The sequence below is a fragment of the Paenibacillus sp. MAHUQ-45 genome (assembly GCF_058133325.1).
In genome coordinates this window covers 114,194-131,778 of sequence record NZ_JBYUPV010000006.1, presented here as the reverse complement: position 1 = coordinate 131,778, position 17,585 = coordinate 114,194, and the positions used below count along the sequence as shown (strand labels likewise).

The window sequence follows — 17,585 nt, the reverse complement described above, 5'->3', positions numbered from 1 at the left end:
AAGAGATCCGTGCTGCGGATAATTTATCTCTCATTATAGCACACAAAGCGCCTCCGGAATGAACCGAAGGCGCTAAGCAATAGACCCGTAAAGGTCGTATCAAATCTTATTGGTGTTTGGCAACAATATTTTTCAGGGATTCTTTGGAGTTGAGTCCCACTACTTTATCAACCGGTTGACCGTCTTTGAAGAAGATCAGAGTCGGAATGCTCATCACGCCAAAACGGGAAGCTGTTTCTGGATTCTCATCCACGTTCAGCTTAGCGATTTTCACGCTGTCACCCAGTTCTGCGGACAATTCGTCCAGAATCGGAGCAAGCATTTTACAAGGGCCGCACCAAGGAGCCCAGAAATCTACAACAACAGTCCCTTGACCTTCCACTTCATTGGTGAAGGATTGGTCAGACACGTTCACGATAGCCATGATATGTTCCTCCTTTTAGTTTTGCGAAGCCATGCTTGCTTAGTAAGCCTAAAGCTTAGGTTGGCATAACAGCTCCGAAATTATAGTGAATAAAATGTTTCATGTAATATGATAACCAGATTACCAATTACCGACACGCTCTAAGTATAACATATTTATAATGAATTTGTGAAATACATCATACAATTATATTGTTCTCCAGATATTTTCTCCCATACACTCTTATCTTTACAAGAGGTCAGCAGGTTCGTTATACTTATGGAAAGCGCATTATTTGTCAATGACTTATCTCATAATGATTTAAGAATGCAGGCCTGGAGCCTGCAAGGAGGCAAAGACTATGGATGTCAACGCGCATGTACGTGACCCGCGGGAGCATGTCAACGAAGAGCCCCGCAACGACCTTGGTGATCTGATGAACGGATTCTTCGGCATGGCGACCTTCATGGCTGTAGTGTTCTTCGGTATGGTCATCATCAAGTTCATTATTTCGGGATAGCAGGCACGACTCATTACTGTCCGTTCTTGCTATCGAAGCAAAAATCCGTTACCTTCCCCAAAGGGAAGATAACGGATTTTTTGTTTTATTTTATAGAGGTGAACTTCAGATCCGGATGCAAGGCTTGGTCATCACTAAGGTGAATGTTTGGATTTCTAGTCACAGCTGCCTCTGCATATACGGTTAGCGCTTGCCGCGTTGATTCTCACCATACAGAGGAATGACATCCACAAATGGTGCAATCCGGTCCATCAGCCGTTGGCCCTTATAGATCTCTTCCCCATCCTTGCTGGTGAAGCTGAGATGCTTCTCCAGACCCTCAAGTGGATAGTTCGAGGTGTAGAAGGTCGGCTTGCGGTTCATCCGATAGTTCAGGATCGCGCCCAGAATGTGGTCGCGTGCCCAAGGATTCAGGTTCTCTGCACCGATATCGTCAAAAATCAGCAGATCACAGTTCTTCAACGTATCCACCGTTTCTTTCAGCTTCTGCCCATCCATCATGATCGATTTCAGATCCTCGATAAAATCAGGCATGTACACAATAACACCGTTATATCCAGCCACCGCCAGCTCGTGCAGCAGATAGCACATGAGGAAAGTCTTTCCGGTTCCGAACGAGCCATGCAAATAGATGCCGTGCGGGGTCAGACCCTCCTCCTTCGTGGCAGTAATATAATCAAACAATTTATTAACGGCAACCCCGCGGCGGGGGTCCTTGCCCATAATATCGATCTCATCATATCCGCCATGCAGGACACGCTCGTCCACATAAAAGCTGCGGATCCGCTTGCGGATGTTGTCCTGACTGTCCTGCGCTACCTTCAGCGCACATGGTGTCTTGCGTTCATACAGATCCGGCGCACCGCTGACGCTCTCCACGGTTAGCTTGCTGTAATGACCCGGAAAATCATTCGGGCATGCCGCAAGGCCGGGACAGTTAGCACAGTGTCGGCTTTCCTCCACATACTGGTAAAGGCGGCTCAGATGAAGCCGCAACCGTGATTCGTCCAGCTCGGGATGTTCTTCCCGAAGCTGCTTCACCAAGGGATGGTTCAGCAGCCCCTGCTCCAGATCACGGGAACGCTGGCGCAGAGCGGGATTGTTCATTGAACGCAACACATCGCCCGTAGACTCCATTGTTCCACCACACTTTCTTTACGGCGCTTTGGAGACGCCTTTTTTCTTGCCAGCCTTTATTTCGGCAGCTTTCTTCATCATCGCCGCAAATTCCTCTTCCGATACAGTTCCAGCGCTGCCATCATCTAGCGCCATCGGAATATCCGGCTTCGCTGGACGGTTTCCATTCCGTGTATAATTGCGCGTACGGCCTCCGGCTGCCGAACTGCCGGCATTTTTACCTTTAACCTTGGACTGATCGCGGATATACCGCACAGCTTTCTCGTACGTATTGACCTGCTTGACCAACATGTTGGAGGCAATCGCCTCTACGAAATTACGGTTCATCCGCTGATCACCGCCGGAAGCAACCATAGTCATTAAGTAATGGATAAGGACGTTGATAACTTCTCCGTTTAACTTGTAGTTCAAGTCGATCTTCTCGAAAATGTCCAGCAATTGCCCCGGCACCGTGCCCGGGAAAAATGTCTGCAGCAGCCGTGTATAAGGTTCGTTGCGCAGCATCATATTATATTGGTGAATATCGCATTTGGACAGAAACTGTGGAGGAACCTCCACATAATATTCCATCTCGACAGCTTGTTCCGGTGGAGCGATCGAATCGTTGTTGTCCTCATTTACCGCAGCGCGGAGGGACACCACCTTGGCAGCAGCAACTTCCCGCTTCTCTTGCCGTTTCAGGTCCTGACGGAAATGCTGGCTGGCGATATGCTGGAGCGTGTCCAGAATCACTTCGCCGTCCGGCGCGAACACCCCATCCTCATCCAGCAGCCGGCATATATCCTGTGGACCCAGATCATACTTGCGCGCCACGTAATTGATGACACCCATCTGGGTATGATCAAAGCGCAGCTTCTCCACATGAGACCGGTTCACCGATTCTCGCGGGAATCGCAGAATAATATCGCTATACCCAATAGCCTGATCACCATCTTCGCGGGCACCAGGCTGCCGCACCGTGGCAACCTCAGCCAGCGCCTGCTCCAGCTCATAATCAATCACATGTGTATTGAGCTCAAAAATATCGTAGAACGGCAGCGAGATGTTCTCCTTGCCAACCGATCGGCGGCTAAGCTCCTCCGGCTCACGGGTCCAGAACTGCTCCCGCAGTGCCAACACAGCGAACTTACCGATTTTGTCACGCAGCAGCAAGGTTAGATGCTGGGTGGCAAAAAACTCTGTCGGCGACAGCGGAGCCAGCAGCTCATATTCATACATATAGTCATCCGTCTCCGGCATATAAATCCGGCAGGTCTGTAGCAGCCCCACCGCTTCGAGCCGGGAGGCCTGATCAATCAAATATTTGCGGCCTTTCTCGTTTGGTTCTACGCCCAGTGTCATGAACAGTCGACGCTGCTGCTCCACTCCGGAGTAGCCGATGGCCTCCGCCGGGATATGCTCGAAGAGCAAACGGTACAGGCTGATGGCAAAAGCACCCACCATAGGCTGGTATACGGAGCCCAGCATCCGCCCATCAATCACACTAAGACCGAATTCGCGGGAAACGCAGTACCGATGATGTTCGGTAAAATGATGTAAATGACTCATGCGCATCTGCGGAAACCTCCCCCTTTTCTGCACGAATTCATATAGAGTTCTATTCTATCACAAAAAACGCAGCCGGAAATGTAAAAAAAAGTGCAATTTCGACCTTTTCTGCGAACCAATAATTCACAGCACTTGGTGGCATTTTACAAGCCCTTGTACATAGCCGATTTTATTCCTTCCAGTCCCAGTTTATTCTTTAACAAGGCTCTTTTTCATTTCTCATTAAAATAAAAAAAGAAATCACAGTCATCGGAATGACCGGATTTCCCGGCGGACTGATAGCCCTTTCAAAAATAGGGCCGGCGGTCCGGTTTAAACGCTATTGCCGTTGTAGGACTAAAACATTTTGTAGCCGCCAATCCGCAGCTTGCGAATCGTCCAGCCGCTGAGCACAGCACCGATCAGACCAGCAATACCAGTGAGATAATCGACAATTTGGAAGGAAGATAAATGCTCCCAAAGGGTCATGGCGCTGCGATCCCAAATGGAATACACAACAACCGGTAAAATGACGATTACAAACAGGTAAGCGGGAAACCATGTAGTCTTCATTAACATGTTAAGGATAAAGCCAATGCCAAACATCATGACAAAGAACAGCACGGCGAGTACAAACACAGGAATAAATCCCATCGACCGTCTTCACCCCTCTCTATAAAGAACCGCACATCTAACACAAGCTAATAGTAAGTTTACTAGAAAAAATGTAACGAATCAATGAACTTTACCGAAAAAAGGATGTTATGGTTTGCTCTCAAGTCGCTGCATGCGATACAATGCAACTAGGACAAATTGGACTATACATAGTTTATGCGCCCTGTAGCCATAGTAAGACACTATGGCCTCTATGATATAAGCGAAGCTTAAGCTAGCAAAACTAAGCCGATGCTTCCGAAGCGAGTTTTACCGATGTATTTCTTAGGAAGCTGATGCTAGTAAAACTAAGCTGATGCTTCCGAAGTGAGTTTTACCGATGTATTTCTAGGAAGCTTACGCTAGTAAAACTTTTAAGGAGTGAGAAAGAACATGAATGAAGCCGCTTTAACCCTGGAAGGGTGGTACGCCCTGCATGACTTCCGCTCTCTGAACTGGACCGCTTGGACGGCAGCCGATGATGAAGAACGTGCCGTTGCTCTGGAAGAACTGCATGCTTTTATACAAGAATGGGGTCCTGTGGAGGAAGCCAAACAAGGATGCTCCGCGGTATATGCCATTGTAGGCCAGAAGGCCGATTTCGTACTGATGTACCTGCGTGAGACCCTGGAAGATCTGAACCGACTGGAGACGGCCTTTAACAAGACCGCCTTCGCCCAATATACAACAAAAGCCTACTCCTATGTCAGCATTGTTGAACTTAGCAACTACGCTGCAAGTGGAAGCAGCAACGGCGGAGATCCAATGCAGAGTCCTCATGTCCAAGCACGCCTCAAGCCTATTCTGCCGCAAGCGAAGCATATCTGCTTCTACCCTATGAACAAGAAGCGGCACCTGGACGACAACTGGTATACTCTCGATATGGACAAACGGCGTGAGCTGATGCAATCCCATGGCCTGATCGGCCGCAGCTATGCTGGCAAAGTTAAACAGATTATTACCGGTTCCGTCGGCTTTGACGACTGGGAGTGGGGCGTAACTTTATTCGCTGAGGATGCACTCCAGTTCAAGAAACTGATCTACGAAATGCGCTTTGACGAGGTCAGCTCCCGTTATGGCGAATTCGGGCCTTTCTATGTCGGCAACTTGCTGACACCAGAGTCCTTCGAAGAGATGCTGAAGCTATAATCGGAGACTCATTTTCATACTTTTGTCCACAACAAACGGGGTGTCCCCAAAGCTATGGCTTTGGAGACACCCCGTTTTATGGTTAGCGTCCTGGCTGCAATGATGCATGCTTGTCCTTCATCACAGCCTGACGCTTCACTTATTCTTCTTCAGGTCCACCCTCAGCATCCTTCAGGCTTTCCAAATACTCTGCTGTCGCCCGATCACGAGCCCGTCCCTTATCCTTCAGACGTTCAATGCCCGGCAGAATCAGCAGATCAATCTCTTTCTGGACGATATAAGCCAGATCATATTGATTCTGATCTTCCAGATAAGAACCAACCTCGATCAGACCGTTATAACGATCCAGCTCCTCACGCGTAAGCAATCCCCTTACTTGCACGCTACAGTGGCGCATCTTACAGGAATTTTCCTTTTTTCAATACCAGCGGAATACCGCCAATAATGAACAGATAACGCGCATCGACCACTTTCTTCAACTGCGCAGCAAACCAGCCTTTGTATGTCTTGGAGCCGACAACAGCGACACCTTGACCTCTACCCAGGGAAGCTACGGTTCCTTTGTTGCTGAATGCAAATTTCTTCGGTTGTTGGTTGCGGATGGATGCCACCAGGTTATGCGCACAGCACTCGCCTTGTTGCATCGCGATCTGAGCTGTTGGTGGGTATGGACGTCCTTCCGGATTGATCATGAGCGAGCCATCACCAATGATGAAGATGTTGTCATGACCAGGAGCACGCAGGAACTCGTCCACTTTCACACGGCCACGCATAGCTTCGAAGCCAGCAGCTTCGATCAGACGGTTACCGCGGATACCGCCGGTCCATACGATCGTGGAAGCCTTGATTTCTTCGCCAGTAGCCAGGATAACACCGTCAGGTAGACATTCCTTGATGGCAACGCCCATCTTGAAGGTAACACCCTTCTTAGTCAATACGTTCATCGCATGCTCCACCAGTTCAGGTGCAAAGCCTGGCAGTGCTGTTGGTGCTGCCTCTACGTTGTAAATATTTACAAGGCTAGGATCTACGTCGAACTCTTTGCATAGCTCAGGTACACGGTCCGCAAGTTCTGCTACGAACTCGATACCACTGAAGCCTGCACCGCCGACAACGAAGTTGATGTGCTCTTGTGCGTTGCCTTCGTTCTTATACTTCGCGAATTGATATTCGATATGCTCACGAATCAGACGCACGGAGTTGATGCTGCGAATGGTCATTGCATATTTATCCAATCCTGGAATACCAAAGGTTTCAGGCTCTCCACCCAGGGCAATTACGAGATAGTCATACGAAAGCGTGCCATCCTCAAGGATGACCTTCTTCTGTTGTGTACGAATCTCTTGTACCGAGGACTTCACGAGATCAATTTTAAATTCATCGATCAATTTGGAAATAGGCACCCGAGTATGTTCAATGCTGTCCGTTCCGGCAGCTGGCATATGCAGGTGAGTAGTGAAGTAGTGATACTCGTGACGGTTAACCAAAGTTACGTCAGCCTCATTGTAGTTTAACGCTTTTTGCAACCGCTGGGCGGTCAAAATTCCTCCGTAACCCGCACCAAGGATTACAATTTTGGGAATGCTGCTCATGTTCCGACTCCTTCCAACAGGTCAATCTGTCTATGTGTTATTTTTTGAAAACCATTTTTGTGAAATTATACACTTAAATTCAGAGGAAATTCCAATCAAACTTAAAGTAATTCGAAAATTGACATATCTATTGTAAACCTAACTCGCTTATTAATCAAATGATATCATCAAAAAATGGATATCCGATGAACAAGGATCAAATTCTTTGCAGGTCTCATGCACAATGTTTATAATGGGGATGTAAACAAGTATGGCAAATTGAATATATCAACTCGGAGGTGTAATATCCTGTGACACTAGATTCTTCTGGCGTTCCTATGAGCGACCTTCTAATCATAGGCGGCGGTCCAGCCGGCATGTTCGCCGCATTTTACGGCGGTATGCGCCAGGCATCTGTAACCCTTATTGAAAGTATGCCCCAACTTGGGGGACAGCTTGCCGCTCTTTATCCAGAAAAATATATTTATGATGTGGCTGGTTTTCCAAAAGTTACTGCACAGGAGCTGGTGGACAATTTGAGCCGCCAAATGGAGCTGTTCCAATCCGATATCCGGTTGGAAGAGAAGGTCGTTTCCGTGCAGAAGCGTGATGAACGTCATTTTGTGGTAACAACTGACAAAGCAGAATACCACAGTAAAGCAGTGATTATCACCGCTGGAGTAGGCGCTTTCGAGCCGCGTCGTCTGGAATTGCCAGAGGCACAGCGCTTTGAGAAAGCCAACCTGCACTATTTTGTAAACGACCTGAACGCCTTTAAGGGTAAAAAAGTGTTGATCAGCGGCGGTGGAGACTCCGCGGTAGACTGGGCTTTGATGCTGGAGCCGATTGCCGAGCAGGTCACCCTGATTCATCGCCGGGATAAATTCCGGGCGCATGAGCATAGCGTGGAGAAGCTGATGTCTTCCAAGGTCAATGTTGTTACCCCAACCGAAATTACTGCCCTGCATGGCGAGGAATTCATAACCAAGGTGACATTATCCCATATCAAGACCAAAGAAACTCAGGAAATCGAAGTGGACAGCGTGATCGTCAATTTCGGATTCGTTTCATCCTTGGGTCCCATTGCCGAATGGGGAATTGAGATTGAGAGCAACTCTATCGTGGTGGACTCCCGCATGGAGACCAGTATCCCCGGCATCTTTGCCGCAGGTGACATTACGACTTACCCAGGCAAGCTGAAGCTGATCGCTGTAGGATTTGGCGAAGCACCAACTGCCGTGAACAACGCGAAGGTGTATATCGATCCAGAAGCCAAGCTGTCTCCGGGACACAGCAGCAACTTGAAGCTGTAGTGGTATGCCACACCATCTTTGATGTCATCGCAAAAAAAATGTTCATACATCGATATGTATAATTTCACATAACATAATAAAAGGGTATCCTGCCGTCGGCCTAACACCAAGCCGGGAAGGATACCCTATTTTGTGCAACTTGCGGTTTGATTGTTGTAGCTGCTGCAGAAAAACGTCTGCGTCTTAATGAAGTACCGCATGATCTGGAGAGTGTAAGTTCCGTTTGCGAATTTCAACGAGTAATAGAGCGATGAAATCATGCTCTAGTTGCAGCTCTATTGCTCTATGGTAAGAGTCAAGCAGCATCTCATCCGACAATTCAACCATAACGATCACCTACCTTTCCTTTATTTGGATCTGAATCTATCATAGCAAACTATCATTTTTCGAACAAGCGTTCTCACTATCCACAAGTACATGTGGAAATCCTGTGCATAATTTGTGTGTAATGGTAATAAAGAGTATAGCTGCGCAGTGGACTATGGGGATAAGAGTTATACACAGGAGATTTTGAACTTGTGTGCAGAAAAATAATTTTTCAAAATTGTCATATTTTACAGGAATTATTACTTCTAAGGAAACAACTAAACGCAATTTTATCCTACTACTTCTATTATCGTCAATTCTTAAAAAAAATTTATTTATTGCGGGCGTGTATTTACTTCCAAAATCCATATTTTACCACTAAAATCCACAGCATAATCAAATCCCAACTCGCCGACTCCTGGGAAACGCCGCTCAAGCAGTTCAATACAAATGCGCGTTAGACGGCGCATCTCCGCCCGCTTCGCGGATGACTTCACCTTGGGAAGCGAACGTCTCAGCCCCTCCCGGCAGCTTAGCATCGTTCCGCCTTTGCACAGATTGGTGACAAAAAGTCCGGGCCGGGCTAGCCGCCCCACCATTGAACGAAATTCCCAGTGCTCGCCGTTCTTCACTACCTTGACGCGATAGTCAATGGGCCGGCTAGCAATCTGTGCAAGTGATATCCCCTGCTGGATTAGGTATCTGCGCCGCACCTTTACTCTATTCAGCGCATTTCTCATCGCATTAAAACCGCGGTAAATCCGCGTCTTCGACATATAAGTAAACCCGTACCCGCGCCGGTCGCGGAATACTTTGATAACACCATAGCCTCCGCCGCCTACAACGGGTTTGATGACTACATTTCCATATCTGCCGAGCATCGCCTGCAAGGCAGCATCACTATATTGCTGTGTTCTTGGAATGTAACCGGCAACCCTGGAATCGCTAAGCAACGCCTCGGTTTTCAGCCATTTGCTGGCCAGTTGTCTTCCTGCCATCGTCCTCCCTCTCCCTTCATTATCATAGCCTACCGTATACATTACTCAGAAAGTGCCCCGCCCTCCTGTATGACTGTCCGTGCCCGGGTCACTCACGGCAAAAAGGGGCGATCGTGCCAGGGGCAGCCGCCCTTGGCGCATGCCCAAGAATATCGCAGCTTTCGGCAAAAAAATTTCTTCCTAGGCAAATGCAAGAAAAAACAAGAATGGGCAGAGACAATCGCGGAATTTTGTCGCAGGATGCCGAGGGGAAAAACGACACATTTTGTAAACGCAATCAAGTGAACTGTAGCAAGTAAGAAACCGCTTTTCAAACCTGGGCAAGTATCGTATAGTAAAAAATAATCATGACAGAAATTTGAATAATTTACATGGGAGGCGCTCTGGATTGGCTCAATTTTTCGAGGTATTGTATTGGGTGGCAATGATCGCTATGTCCGTTGTTCTGGCGGGAACGACCCTTCTGGTCTGCGCTATCGGCTTTAAGTTCATCAAGGACCGCCGCAGAGTACTCGGGGCTAGCTGCATTGCCTTCTCCCTGATTGCCGCAGCAATGATCGTGTTCATGGTCAATTACAAATTCATTATCGCAGCATAAGACAGCTGCAGCTCAATTGCTACATATAATAGAAGAGAAATTTGTCAGGAAGACAAGATTCATAGACCGCAAGCCAATAACCTGCGACGCTCAGGACTTTACAGTCCCAGAATCGCAGGTTTTTTGTGTCTTTGTGCATCCCTCCGGTCATACTCACCCAGGAATGAATTTAAATCCTTGCCAGGCATTTTTTCGATTGACACTACAGGAGAGGACATGCGTATAATTAGGTAAAGTACCATAATATGGAGGGTGTTTATTGAAAACTATCAAAGCTATCCTTGTGCTAGTAGTTATTGTGATACTCCTCACCTCCTGTGTATCAAGGCAAGACAGAAAATTCAATGATTTAGTCACCCAAGCGAAGCAGCATCAGGATAACCTGGATTATGAAGCAGCTCTAGAGGTGTATAACAAAGCTTTAGAGATCAAGGAAGATGTCGATGTACGGGGCACTCTGGTCAGATTAAAGACGGAAGTGGCTCAAATCCAAGAGGTCAAAACTATGGTGTCCAAAATCAAAGAGCAGACTAGCCAATTAAAAGGGGTTTTGACGAATAAAGATGTTGCTGATTTGTGTGGAGGACTCCTCGAATCCTTAGCTCGACTGGAAAACTACGACACTTCAGCAGACACCGCAGCCTCTGAATACGTCAGTAATTTAAAAAAATCAACGACTTTCCGCTTATTAAAAGTGCAAATCGAATCGGCCCAAGTACTCAGTTCAGGAAAAAGCAGTAAGAAAATCCCTTACGAAGCCACCGAGAAAGTTCTCAAAACAGCTACCAGTTTGTTCGACGAATTCCCCTTCCCACCTAGCTTCTCTTCTGCAGGTTAAGTCCATTACTTTTATGATAATAAAAACCTCCCGAATGTGTACTGGCATCATACACATTCGGGAGGTAAAATTCCGCAATTCTTGAACCATGGCTTTAGGGTTGTTACCAACCCAAAAGATGATCGCGGTGTGCTTTATTTCATATACAATCTATAATCCATCTTGATTGCTACACCAATTAGCAAGGCTCCGCATTCGGCTTCCCGGCATCCGTAGCCGTACGGAAGCTGCTGCCACAGCCGCAGGTAGCGGTTGCGTTAGGGTTGTTAATGGTGAAGCCTCCGGTCATGCCGGATTCCTCGAAATCGATCTCCAGACCGTTGAGGTAGCGCAGATCATCCTTCTCCACAACGACCTTCAGACCTTCCACTTCCATGTATACATCTTTGTCGCTCTCGTTGTCGTCGAAGCCCATCGCGTACGAGAACCCGCTGCAGCCCCCGGCTGCCACACCCAGGCGCAGGAACATACCTGGTGTCTCCTGTTCTCCAAGCATCGTCTTCAACTGCTCCGCAGCTGTTTCACTAATATTAATCATAACTGTACCTCCCTAAATCTTGATGTGATGCCCTGGCGGATTCGTCAGGAGCATTCCGGTATCAAAGGTCCACTGGACCAAAAGTTATTTTTCTGAAGTAAGTTAAGTATACTCCACTATCCCCCGGCTCTCAAGTTATAACTGCCGTGATCAAGGTTATTTATCACATGCGCTTAGATGTGCTTCAAATCTTGCTCCCCCCAAAAGAGAGGTTTATAATAGGGGAGGCAGCCCGAGTAAAAATTCAAAAAATTGTCACGGGAAGAGCTGGCGCACTTATCGCTACAGGATAAAGAATTGCCTGTGCTTCAGGCAGGTCTTGGTATGATACTGCGATGCATTGTTTTGCTTCGCTAAACTTTCAGGAGGAAATGATATGTCTACTCTTATAACCCCTCATACGGATGCCAGAATGGCAACCATTATTGAGAAAGTCCGTGGCGGAGAACGATTGAATTTGGAAGATGGCGTTTATTTATATGAAAGTAACGACTTGCTGACCATTGGCCAGCTGGCCAATGAAGTCAATCTTCGCAAGAACGGAAACAAGGTCTATTTTATCGAAAATATGAGTCTCTATTTCACCAATGTTTGCGAATCGCGCTGCGCATTCTGCAATTTCCGCAAGGATGACGGAGAAGAGGGTGCATATACCCTTTCGGGTCCGGAAATGGTGCAATATGTCGAACAACACATGAATCCAGGGGTGCGAGAGTTCCATATTGTCGGTGGGCATAATGATAAGGTACCCTTTCAATATTATGTCGATTCCTTGCAAGCCCTGCACGACAGATTCCCCGAAGTTACCCTAAAAGCCTACACCGCGGCGGAAATTGACTTTTTCACTCGAATTAGCGGCCTAAGTATCCGGGAAGTGCTGGAAAAACTGCGCGCAGCTGGTCTCAAAACGCTAACTGGTGGCGGTGCAGAAATTCTGTCTGACCAATACCGCAAAAAAATGCGGGTGGATAAAGCTAACGTCGAAGAATATCTGGAGGTTCACCGGACTGCGCACAACCTTGGTATGAAGACCCATACGACCATGCTATATGGCTCCATCGAGTCTCGTGAGGACCGGATTCGCCACATGATGCAAATTCGCGAACTGCAGGATGAAACGAATGGCTTTATGGTGTTCATCCCACTGTCTATGCAGCCTAAGAACAAGAATGCCGGCATTATGCGCCGTAATTCGGCTTATGAGGATCTCAAAACAATTGCTGTCAGCCGATTAATGCTGGACAATTTCGACCATATTAAGGCGTACTTCATTAATATCGGTGCACAATTAACACAAGTAGCGCTCAACTTCGGTGCATCCGATGTCCACGGCACGATCCTGAAGGAACGCATCAGCCATGCTGCAGGTGCACTGACCCCTGAAGGCTTAACCCGCGACGAGTTGATTTGGCTGGTGAAAGGCGCCGGACGAATTCCTGTTGAACGCGATACCTTCTATAACGAAATCAAGGTCTACGAGTAAGAAGGCCGGACTCTGCCGGCTATGCCTATCCGCGAAAGGAAGTAAGGTCTCATGCGAACATTGCTTGTTCTAGGAGGCGGCTACGGCGGCCTCGCCCTTATCCAGGAATTGATTGGCAACCATCTTCCCTCTGACGTAGAAATTGTTTTGATTGACCGGATGCCCTATCAGGGCATCAAGACAGAATACTATGCGCTTGCCGCAGGTACTGTCACCGATTACCATCTGCGCATCCAGTTCCCGGTTCATCCACGTCTGACCGTCCGTTACGGTGAAGTAGCTTCGATTGATCTGGAGGGCCGGGTGGTATCCATGGAGGGCGGCGAGCCCCTCTCCTATGATATCCTGGCCATCGCACTGGGCTGTACGGATAATTACCATGGCATTCCCGGAGCGGATCAATACACCTGCAGCATTCAGACGTTATCTGGTACACGTGAAACATACCGTCGCCTGAATGATATCAAACCCTACGGTAAAGTAAATATCGTCGGTGGTGGACTCAGCGGGGTTGAGCTGGCAGCAGAGCTTCGGGAAAGTCGTCCTGACCTCAACATCTCGATTCTAGATCGAGGGGAACGTGTACTATCCGCCTTCCCGGCGAAACTTTCGCAGTATGTGGAGGAATGGTTCAATGTACATCACGTGGAGACTGTATCTCGTGTCTGCGTATCCCATGTTGAAGACGGGGCTGTCTTTAATGGCGATCAAGCCATTGTCTCAGACGTAACCGTATGGACGGGCGGTATCCAGCCAGTCAAGGTCGTTCAAGACCTGCAGGTGGCGAAGGATCGCGGTGGACGGGTAATTCTTGACGAATACTACCGGGTGCCGGAGTATCCAGAGGTGTTTGTGATTGGTGACTGCGCGAGCTTGCCATTCGCCCCAAGCGCCCAGGCAGCCGGAGGTCAGGGTGAGCAGGTAGGTCAGGTTCTGCAGGCGCTATGGCGGAATGAGACGCCAAAGCTGCATGAGATCCGCCTGAAAGGTACATTAGGCTCCCTCGGCAAGAACGCCGGATTTGGACTCATGGGACGGCGCTCCGTCATGGGCAGAGTCCCCCGCCTGCTGAAGAGCGGGGTGCTCTGGATGTCCAAGCGTCATTTTGGCTAAGAGCGGAGCAGCCTAGTCCAGATCGATATTGAACCATTCTTCCAGTTCTTTGATCTTGGCATTTATGGTTGCTTCCAGTTCTTCTGCGGTCTCGGCCTCCACAATTTCGCCTTCTACCATGGCGAACGGAGCCAGGTAACATTGTCCGCAATTGTTTAAACAGCCATATTCGATGACGTCATATTCGGGGTTTTGTTCCAGTTTGATGCGTAAACGATCGGTTCCGTGACCGCCATTGCTGGCACAAAATTCTATTATTGGTCTCATGATGATCTCCCTATTCTGTCCTAACCATTTTATTTTTTAATCTTTTGTACTATAATAACACTAAGAAAGGAGTGATTGAGAAATGAGTGAAACTACACAAAGCACGTCCATGTATGATGAAGTGCTGGAAGTGCTCGATAAGCTCCGTCCGTTCCTGCAACGCGATGGCGGTGACGTGGAACTGATCGATGTCGAAGACGGCATTGTTAAGTTGAAACTGATGGGTGCCTGCGGCAGTTGCCCAAGCTCCACAATTACGCTGAAAGCCGGGATTGAGCGTGCCCTCATTGAAGAAGTAGAAGGCATCGAAGAAGTTATCCAAGTATTCTAATCCCGTTCTATAGTTGCCCGGAAGCCTGTTACAGGAATCCGGGCTTCTTTTTTTTGTCTTCATCAAATATGCGCCTAATCATATCAAAAACCCCCGCAGCCTTCAAGGCCGCGGGGGTTTGCTATTACTGAATTATTTTAGAATGCTGGAATGATGGAACCTTGGTACTTGTCTTCGATGAACTTCTTAGCTTCAGGGGAAGTCAGAGCCGCAGCCAGCTTCTTGATCGCATCGGAGTCCTTGTTGTCTGCACGGGATACCAGGATGTTAGCGTATGGGGAATCTCCACCTTCGATGAACAGGGCATCTTTAGTTGGCACCAGATTAGCTTCCAGCGCAAAGTTGGTGTTGATCAGCGCAAGATCTACTTCATCCAATTGGCGTGGCAGCATTGCTGCATCCAGCTCAATGATATTCAGGTTCTTCTTGTTCTCAGTGATGTCTGCTTTGGTAGAAGTGATGTTAGTGTCATCCTTCAGCTTGATCAGACCATTCTTGGCCAAAAGAATCAATGCACGGCCACCGTTAGTTGGATCGTTCGGAATCGCTACTTTAGCGCCGTCTTTCAGTTCGTCGATGGATTTGATTTTTTTGGAGTAACCGCCAAATGGCTCAACGTGAACAGCAGCAACGGATACAAGATCAGTTCCGTTCTTCTGGTTCTGGTCGTCAAGGTAAGGCTGATGTTGGAAGAAGTTCGCATCCAGTTGTTTCTCAGCCAGTTGAACGTTTGGTTGTACATAGTCCGTGAATTCTTTAATTTCCAGCTTGATGCCTTGAGCTTCAAGCAATGGAGCAATAGCTTTCAAGATTTCGGCATGTGGCACTGGAGATGCACCTACAACCAGAGTTACAGGATCAGCTGCTGGTTCTGTAGTCGGCTCAGCAGCATTCGTAGGAGCATTGGTCGCTGCAGAATTCGCAGCGTTATTGGCAGAGTTGTTACTGCCGCAAGCAGCCAACACCAGAATCAGTGTCAGGCTAAAAAACGTTAGTAGTACTTTTTTCATTTGTAAATCCCCCTTAAAACAGTATGGTTTTTGTGTAAATAAGGTTATCTATATTAATGTTCCTTATTTCCTAGTAAAATACTTCACCAGCCGGTCGCCAGCCATCTGCAGCAGCTGCACCAGAATAACCATCAGCGCTACAGAGATAAGCATAACTTCCTTCTCATAACGATAGTACCCATAACGAATAGCCAAGTCACCCAGACCACCGCCGCCAACCATCCCTGACATAGCCGTGTAGGAGACCAGCGTGACAATCGTAATCGTTACCCCAGCTAACAAACCTGGACGAGCTTCTGGCAGTAATACCCGCATGACGATTTGTCCAGTTGAAGCCCCCATGCCCTGTGCAGCTTCGATCACTCCGCGATCTACCTCACGCAGCGCTGTCTCTACCAGCCGGGCAAAGAACGGTGCAGCCCCAATGACAAGTGCGGGGATCGTGCCCAGCACACCAATCGAAGTACCTACTATCGATTTACTAACGGGAATCAGTGCGACCATCAGAATGATGAACGGTACGGAGCGCAGAATGTTCACAATAAACGATAAGATTGCATAAATAGCTCTAACAAAGGACTGGTTGGATCTACCCCATAAATATAGCACAATTCCGAGCGGTAAACCAAGAATAATTGTGAATATTCCGGAAATTCCTAACATTTTCAGAGTAGATATGGCAGCATCCGTCATTTCCGACCAGTTAATTTTGCTAAAATCCAAGCTACCCATTACGCAATCACCTCCACATCAAGACCCTGAGCGTTCAGCTTTGCGATGGTCTCTGCAATCGTTCCAGCCTCACCTTCAAAACGAACGATCAGTTGCCCGTAAGGTACATCTTTGATCGTAGAGATGGTGCCTGAAAGAATGGCAAAGTCAACGCCTGTCTCCCGCGCAACCTGGGACAAGGTGGACTCGTACGTTTTTTGACCAAGGAAGGTGATCTTGACCGCTTGCGTTGAACCGTCATGGGCGGCGTCGATGGCGGCCCGTAGCGGCCCATCATGCTGCGCCTCACTGCGGATGAACTCGCGGGTGATCTCATGCTTGGGCTTCAGGAAGACCTTCGTCACTTCACCCTGCTCCACGATGCCGCCGCCATGGATGACAGCCACCCGGTCACAGATGTTCTGGATTACATGCATTTCGTGTGTGATCAGAACAATTGTCAGGTTGAACCGTCGGTTGATATCCAGCAGCAGACGGAGAATCGAATCTGTCGTCTGCGGGTCCAGCGCTGAAGTCGCCTCGTCGCAGAGAAGTACATCGGGGTCGCTAGCCAATGCCCGGGCGATACCAACACGCTGTTTTTGACCGCCGGAGAGCTGGGCCGGATATTTGTTCCGATGTTCCTCCAGCCCTACCAAGGCCAACAGTTCATTGACTTTTTGGTCAATGAGGTTCTTGGGTGTACGGGTAAGCCGTAGCGGAAAGGCGATGTTCTCATATACAGTAGCGGAGGACAGCAGATTGAAGTGCTGAAAAATCATTCCGATCTTGCGGCGCTTCTCCTGAAGCTCTCCTTCCGACAATTGTGTTAGCTCAACGCCATCTACCCAGACCTCGCCTTCGGTCGGACGCTCAAGCAGGTTAATGCAACGGATCAGCGTGCTTTTTCCTGCCCCGGAGTGGCCGATGACTCCGAAGATTTCCCCTTTTTTGATCGACAGATTTAGCCCCGAGAGTGCCGTGGCGGTCTTACTGCCTTTTCCATATACCTTGGTTAGACTCTTTAGCTCTATCAAGCTGCCGTCCTCCTTTAACGATAATATCAGTAAATTGTACAAAAAAAGCCTCCGACGATCGTTAGCAGATCGCAAGAGGCC

General features: G+C 48.2%; 21 protein-coding genes. 8 read left to right on the top strand and 13 right to left on the bottom strand.

From position 1 onward, the window contains the following. Positions 1-106 precede the first annotated feature (106 nt). On the bottom strand, positions 107-424 hold the full coding sequence (gene trxA / locus AC3Y23_RS15095; protein ID WP_379200245.1) for a thioredoxin: 318 nt from the start codon (positions 422-424) through the stop codon (positions 107-109). A gap of 340 nt (positions 425-764) precedes the next feature. Here trxA and AC3Y23_RS15090 point away from each other — a divergent pair, with 340 nt between their 5' ends. Next, positions 765-923, top strand: coding sequence for a YqzM family protein (locus AC3Y23_RS15090; RefSeq protein ID WP_379200243.1), 159 nt, complete (start codon positions 765-767; stop codon positions 921-923). A 183-nt stretch (positions 924-1,106) separates the two neighbouring features. Here AC3Y23_RS15090 and dnaI read toward each other — a convergent pair whose 3' ends face one another. The 3 genes from dnaI to AC3Y23_RS15075 all read right to left on the bottom strand — a co-directional run bounded on the left by dnaI (position 1,107) and on the right by AC3Y23_RS15075 (position 4,241). Then, complete coding sequence (gene dnaI / locus AC3Y23_RS15085; RefSeq protein WP_379200241.1) at positions 1,107-2,060, bottom strand: primosomal protein DnaI; 954 nt, start codon at positions 2,058-2,060, stop codon at positions 1,107-1,109. Between the two features lie 18 nt (positions 2,061-2,078). After that, positions 2,079-3,614 carry a replication initiation and membrane attachment family protein gene (locus tag AC3Y23_RS15080; protein WP_379200239.1) on the bottom strand — a complete coding sequence of 512 codons (1,536 nt, stop codon included), beginning with the start codon at positions 3,612-3,614 and terminating at the stop codon, positions 2,079-2,081. Between the two features lie 330 nt (positions 3,615-3,944). After that, complete coding sequence (locus AC3Y23_RS15075) at positions 3,945-4,241, bottom strand: YuiB family protein (protein ID WP_379200237.1); 297 nt, start codon at positions 4,239-4,241, stop codon at positions 3,945-3,947. A 393-nt stretch (positions 4,242-4,634) separates the two neighbouring features. Between AC3Y23_RS15075 and hemQ the strand changes: the two genes are divergently transcribed. Beyond that, complete coding sequence (hemQ, locus tag AC3Y23_RS15070; protein WP_379200235.1) at positions 4,635-5,390, top strand: hydrogen peroxide-dependent heme synthase; 756 nt, start codon at positions 4,635-4,637, stop codon at positions 5,388-5,390. A 139-nt stretch (positions 5,391-5,529) separates the two neighbouring features. Here hemQ and AC3Y23_RS15065 read toward each other — a convergent pair whose 3' ends face one another. After that, a complete protein-coding gene (locus AC3Y23_RS15065) occupies positions 5,530-5,787 on the bottom strand; it encodes a hypothetical protein (protein WP_379200233.1) in 258 nt (85 codons plus the stop codon). Between the two features lies 1 nt (position 5,788). Next, entirely contained in the window at positions 5,789-6,982 is a 1,194-nt protein-coding gene (locus AC3Y23_RS15060) for an NAD(P)/FAD-dependent oxidoreductase (RefSeq protein ID WP_379200231.1), read from the bottom strand. Between the two features lie 317 nt (positions 6,983-7,299). On the opposite strand from AC3Y23_RS15060, the gene AC3Y23_RS15055 reads away from it, so the two are divergent. Beyond that, positions 7,300-8,274 (top strand): NAD(P)/FAD-dependent oxidoreductase, encoded by a 975-nt coding sequence (locus AC3Y23_RS15055; protein WP_379200599.1) that lies wholly within the window; start codon positions 7,300-7,302, stop codon positions 8,272-8,274. A gap of 183 nt (positions 8,275-8,457) precedes the next feature. Here AC3Y23_RS15055 and sda read toward each other — a convergent pair whose 3' ends face one another. Together sda and AC3Y23_RS15045 are read right to left on the bottom strand one after the other, a co-directional pair. Continuing rightward, positions 8,458-8,601, bottom strand: coding sequence for a sporulation histidine kinase inhibitor Sda (sda, locus tag AC3Y23_RS15050; protein ID WP_175371379.1), 144 nt, complete (start codon positions 8,599-8,601; stop codon positions 8,458-8,460). A 314-nt stretch (positions 8,602-8,915) separates the two neighbouring features. Then, positions 8,916-9,578, bottom strand: a complete 663-nt coding sequence (locus tag AC3Y23_RS15045) for a YheC/YheD family protein (RefSeq protein WP_379200229.1) — start codon at positions 9,576-9,578, stop codon at positions 8,916-8,918. 388 nt (positions 9,579-9,966) lie between these two features. Here AC3Y23_RS15045 and AC3Y23_RS15040 point away from each other — a divergent pair, with 388 nt between their 5' ends. Both AC3Y23_RS15040 and AC3Y23_RS15035 read left to right on the top strand, forming a co-directional pair. Next, the gene (locus AC3Y23_RS15040) at positions 9,967-10,176 is read left to right on the top strand and encodes a hypothetical protein (RefSeq protein WP_379200227.1); all 210 of its coding nucleotides are present in this window, start codon (positions 9,967-9,969) and stop codon (positions 10,174-10,176) included. A gap of 259 nt (positions 10,177-10,435) precedes the next feature. Continuing rightward, on the top strand, positions 10,436-11,014 hold the full coding sequence (locus AC3Y23_RS15035; RefSeq protein ID WP_379200225.1) for a hypothetical protein: 579 nt from the start codon (positions 10,436-10,438) through the stop codon (positions 11,012-11,014). Between the two features lie 178 nt (positions 11,015-11,192). On the opposite strand, the gene AC3Y23_RS15030 is transcribed toward AC3Y23_RS15035, so the two are convergent. Further along, positions 11,193-11,552: a HesB/IscA family protein gene (locus AC3Y23_RS15030; protein ID WP_379200223.1), complete on the bottom strand. Its 360-nt coding sequence runs from the start codon at positions 11,550-11,552 to the stop codon at positions 11,193-11,195. A gap of 376 nt (positions 11,553-11,928) precedes the next feature. Between AC3Y23_RS15030 and mqnE the strand changes: the two genes are divergently transcribed. Beyond that, positions 11,929-13,035 (top strand): aminofutalosine synthase MqnE, encoded by a 1,107-nt coding sequence (gene mqnE, locus AC3Y23_RS15025; protein ID WP_379200221.1) that lies wholly within the window; start codon positions 11,929-11,931, stop codon positions 13,033-13,035. A gap of 51 nt (positions 13,036-13,086) precedes the next feature. Continuing rightward, a complete protein-coding gene (locus AC3Y23_RS15020) occupies positions 13,087-14,148 on the top strand; it encodes an NAD(P)/FAD-dependent oxidoreductase (RefSeq protein ID WP_379200219.1) in 1,062 nt (353 codons plus the stop codon). Positions 14,149-14,160: 12 nt separating this feature from the next. On the opposite strand, the gene AC3Y23_RS15015 is transcribed toward AC3Y23_RS15020, so the two are convergent. Further along, positions 14,161-14,415 (bottom strand): YuzB family protein, encoded by a 255-nt coding sequence (locus tag AC3Y23_RS15015; protein WP_379200217.1) that lies wholly within the window; start codon positions 14,413-14,415, stop codon positions 14,161-14,163. A gap of 82 nt (positions 14,416-14,497) precedes the next feature. Between AC3Y23_RS15015 and AC3Y23_RS15010 the strand changes: the two genes are divergently transcribed. Beyond that, positions 14,498-14,746 carry a NifU family protein gene (locus tag AC3Y23_RS15010; protein ID WP_066376413.1) on the top strand — a complete coding sequence of 83 codons (249 nt, stop codon included), beginning with the start codon at positions 14,498-14,500 and terminating at the stop codon, positions 14,744-14,746. A 137-nt stretch (positions 14,747-14,883) separates the two neighbouring features. Here the strand turns inward: AC3Y23_RS15010 and AC3Y23_RS15005 are convergent, their stop codons facing one another. The 3 genes from AC3Y23_RS15005 to AC3Y23_RS14995 all read right to left on the bottom strand — a co-directional run bounded on the left by AC3Y23_RS15005 (position 14,884) and on the right by AC3Y23_RS14995 (position 17,504). Further along, a complete protein-coding gene (locus AC3Y23_RS15005; protein WP_379200214.1) occupies positions 14,884-15,756 on the bottom strand; it encodes a MetQ/NlpA family ABC transporter substrate-binding protein in 873 nt (290 codons plus the stop codon). Positions 15,757-15,819: 63 nt separating this feature from the next. After that, on the bottom strand, positions 15,820-16,488 hold the full coding sequence (locus AC3Y23_RS15000; protein WP_379200212.1) for a methionine ABC transporter permease: 669 nt from the start codon (positions 16,486-16,488) through the stop codon (positions 15,820-15,822). Beyond that, positions 16,488-17,504, bottom strand: coding sequence for a methionine ABC transporter ATP-binding protein (locus AC3Y23_RS14995; protein WP_379200210.1), 1,017 nt, complete (start codon positions 17,502-17,504; stop codon positions 16,488-16,490). The genes AC3Y23_RS15000 and AC3Y23_RS14995 overlap by 1 nt, the downstream gene beginning before the upstream one ends. Between the last annotated feature and the right edge of the window lie 81 nt (positions 17,505-17,585).

Bases quoted from the DNA above. Each gene is read 5' to 3' on its own strand.
- AC3Y23_RS15065 (WP_379200233.1), bottom strand. From the start codon at position 5,787: ATGCGCCACTGTAGCGTGCAAGTAAGGGGATTGCTTACGCGTGAGGAG.
- AC3Y23_RS15020 (WP_379200219.1), top strand. From the start codon at position 13,087: ATGCGAACATTGCTTGTTCTAGGAGGCGGCTACGGCGGCCTCGCCCTT.
- dnaI (WP_379200241.1), bottom strand. From the start codon at position 2,060: ATGGAGTCTACGGGCGATGTGTTGCGTTCAATGAACAATCCCGCTCTG.
- AC3Y23_RS15080 (WP_379200239.1), bottom strand. From the start codon at position 3,614: ATGCGCATGAGTCATTTACATCATTTTACCGAACATCATCGGTACTGC.
- AC3Y23_RS15005 (WP_379200214.1), bottom strand. From the start codon at position 15,756: ATGAAAAAAGTACTACTAACGTTTTTTAGCCTGACACTGATTCTGGTG.
- AC3Y23_RS15060 (WP_379200231.1), bottom strand. From the start codon at position 6,982: ATGAGCAGCATTCCCAAAATTGTAATCCTTGGTGCGGGTTACGGAGGA.
- AC3Y23_RS15015 (WP_379200217.1), bottom strand. From the start codon at position 14,415: ATGAGACCAATAATAGAATTTTGTGCCAGCAATGGCGGTCACGGAACC.
- trxA (WP_379200245.1), bottom strand. From the start codon at position 424: ATGGCTATCGTGAACGTGTCTGACCAATCCTTCACCAATGAAGTGGAA.
- AC3Y23_RS15030 (WP_379200223.1), bottom strand. From the start codon at position 11,552: ATGATTAATATTAGTGAAACAGCTGCGGAGCAGTTGAAGACGATGCTT.
- AC3Y23_RS15010 (WP_066376413.1), top strand. From the start codon at position 14,498: ATGAGTGAAACTACACAAAGCACGTCCATGTATGATGAAGTGCTGGAA.
- AC3Y23_RS15090 (WP_379200243.1), top strand. From the start codon at position 765: ATGGATGTCAACGCGCATGTACGTGACCCGCGGGAGCATGTCAACGAA.
- hemQ (WP_379200235.1), top strand. From the start codon at position 4,635: ATGAATGAAGCCGCTTTAACCCTGGAAGGGTGGTACGCCCTGCATGAC.
- AC3Y23_RS15000 (WP_379200212.1), bottom strand. From the start codon at position 16,488: ATGGGTAGCTTGGATTTTAGCAAAATTAACTGGTCGGAAATGACGGAT.
- sda (WP_175371379.1), bottom strand. From the start codon at position 8,601: ATGGTTGAATTGTCGGATGAGATGCTGCTTGACTCTTACCATAGAGCA.
- AC3Y23_RS15075 (WP_379200237.1), bottom strand. From the start codon at position 4,241: ATGGGATTTATTCCTGTGTTTGTACTCGCCGTGCTGTTCTTTGTCATG.
- AC3Y23_RS15045 (WP_379200229.1), bottom strand. From the start codon at position 9,578: ATGGCAGGAAGACAACTGGCCAGCAAATGGCTGAAAACCGAGGCGTTG.
- mqnE (WP_379200221.1), top strand. From the start codon at position 11,929: ATGTCTACTCTTATAACCCCTCATACGGATGCCAGAATGGCAACCATT.
- AC3Y23_RS15055 (WP_379200599.1), top strand. From the start codon at position 7,300: ATGAGCGACCTTCTAATCATAGGCGGCGGTCCAGCCGGCATGTTCGCC.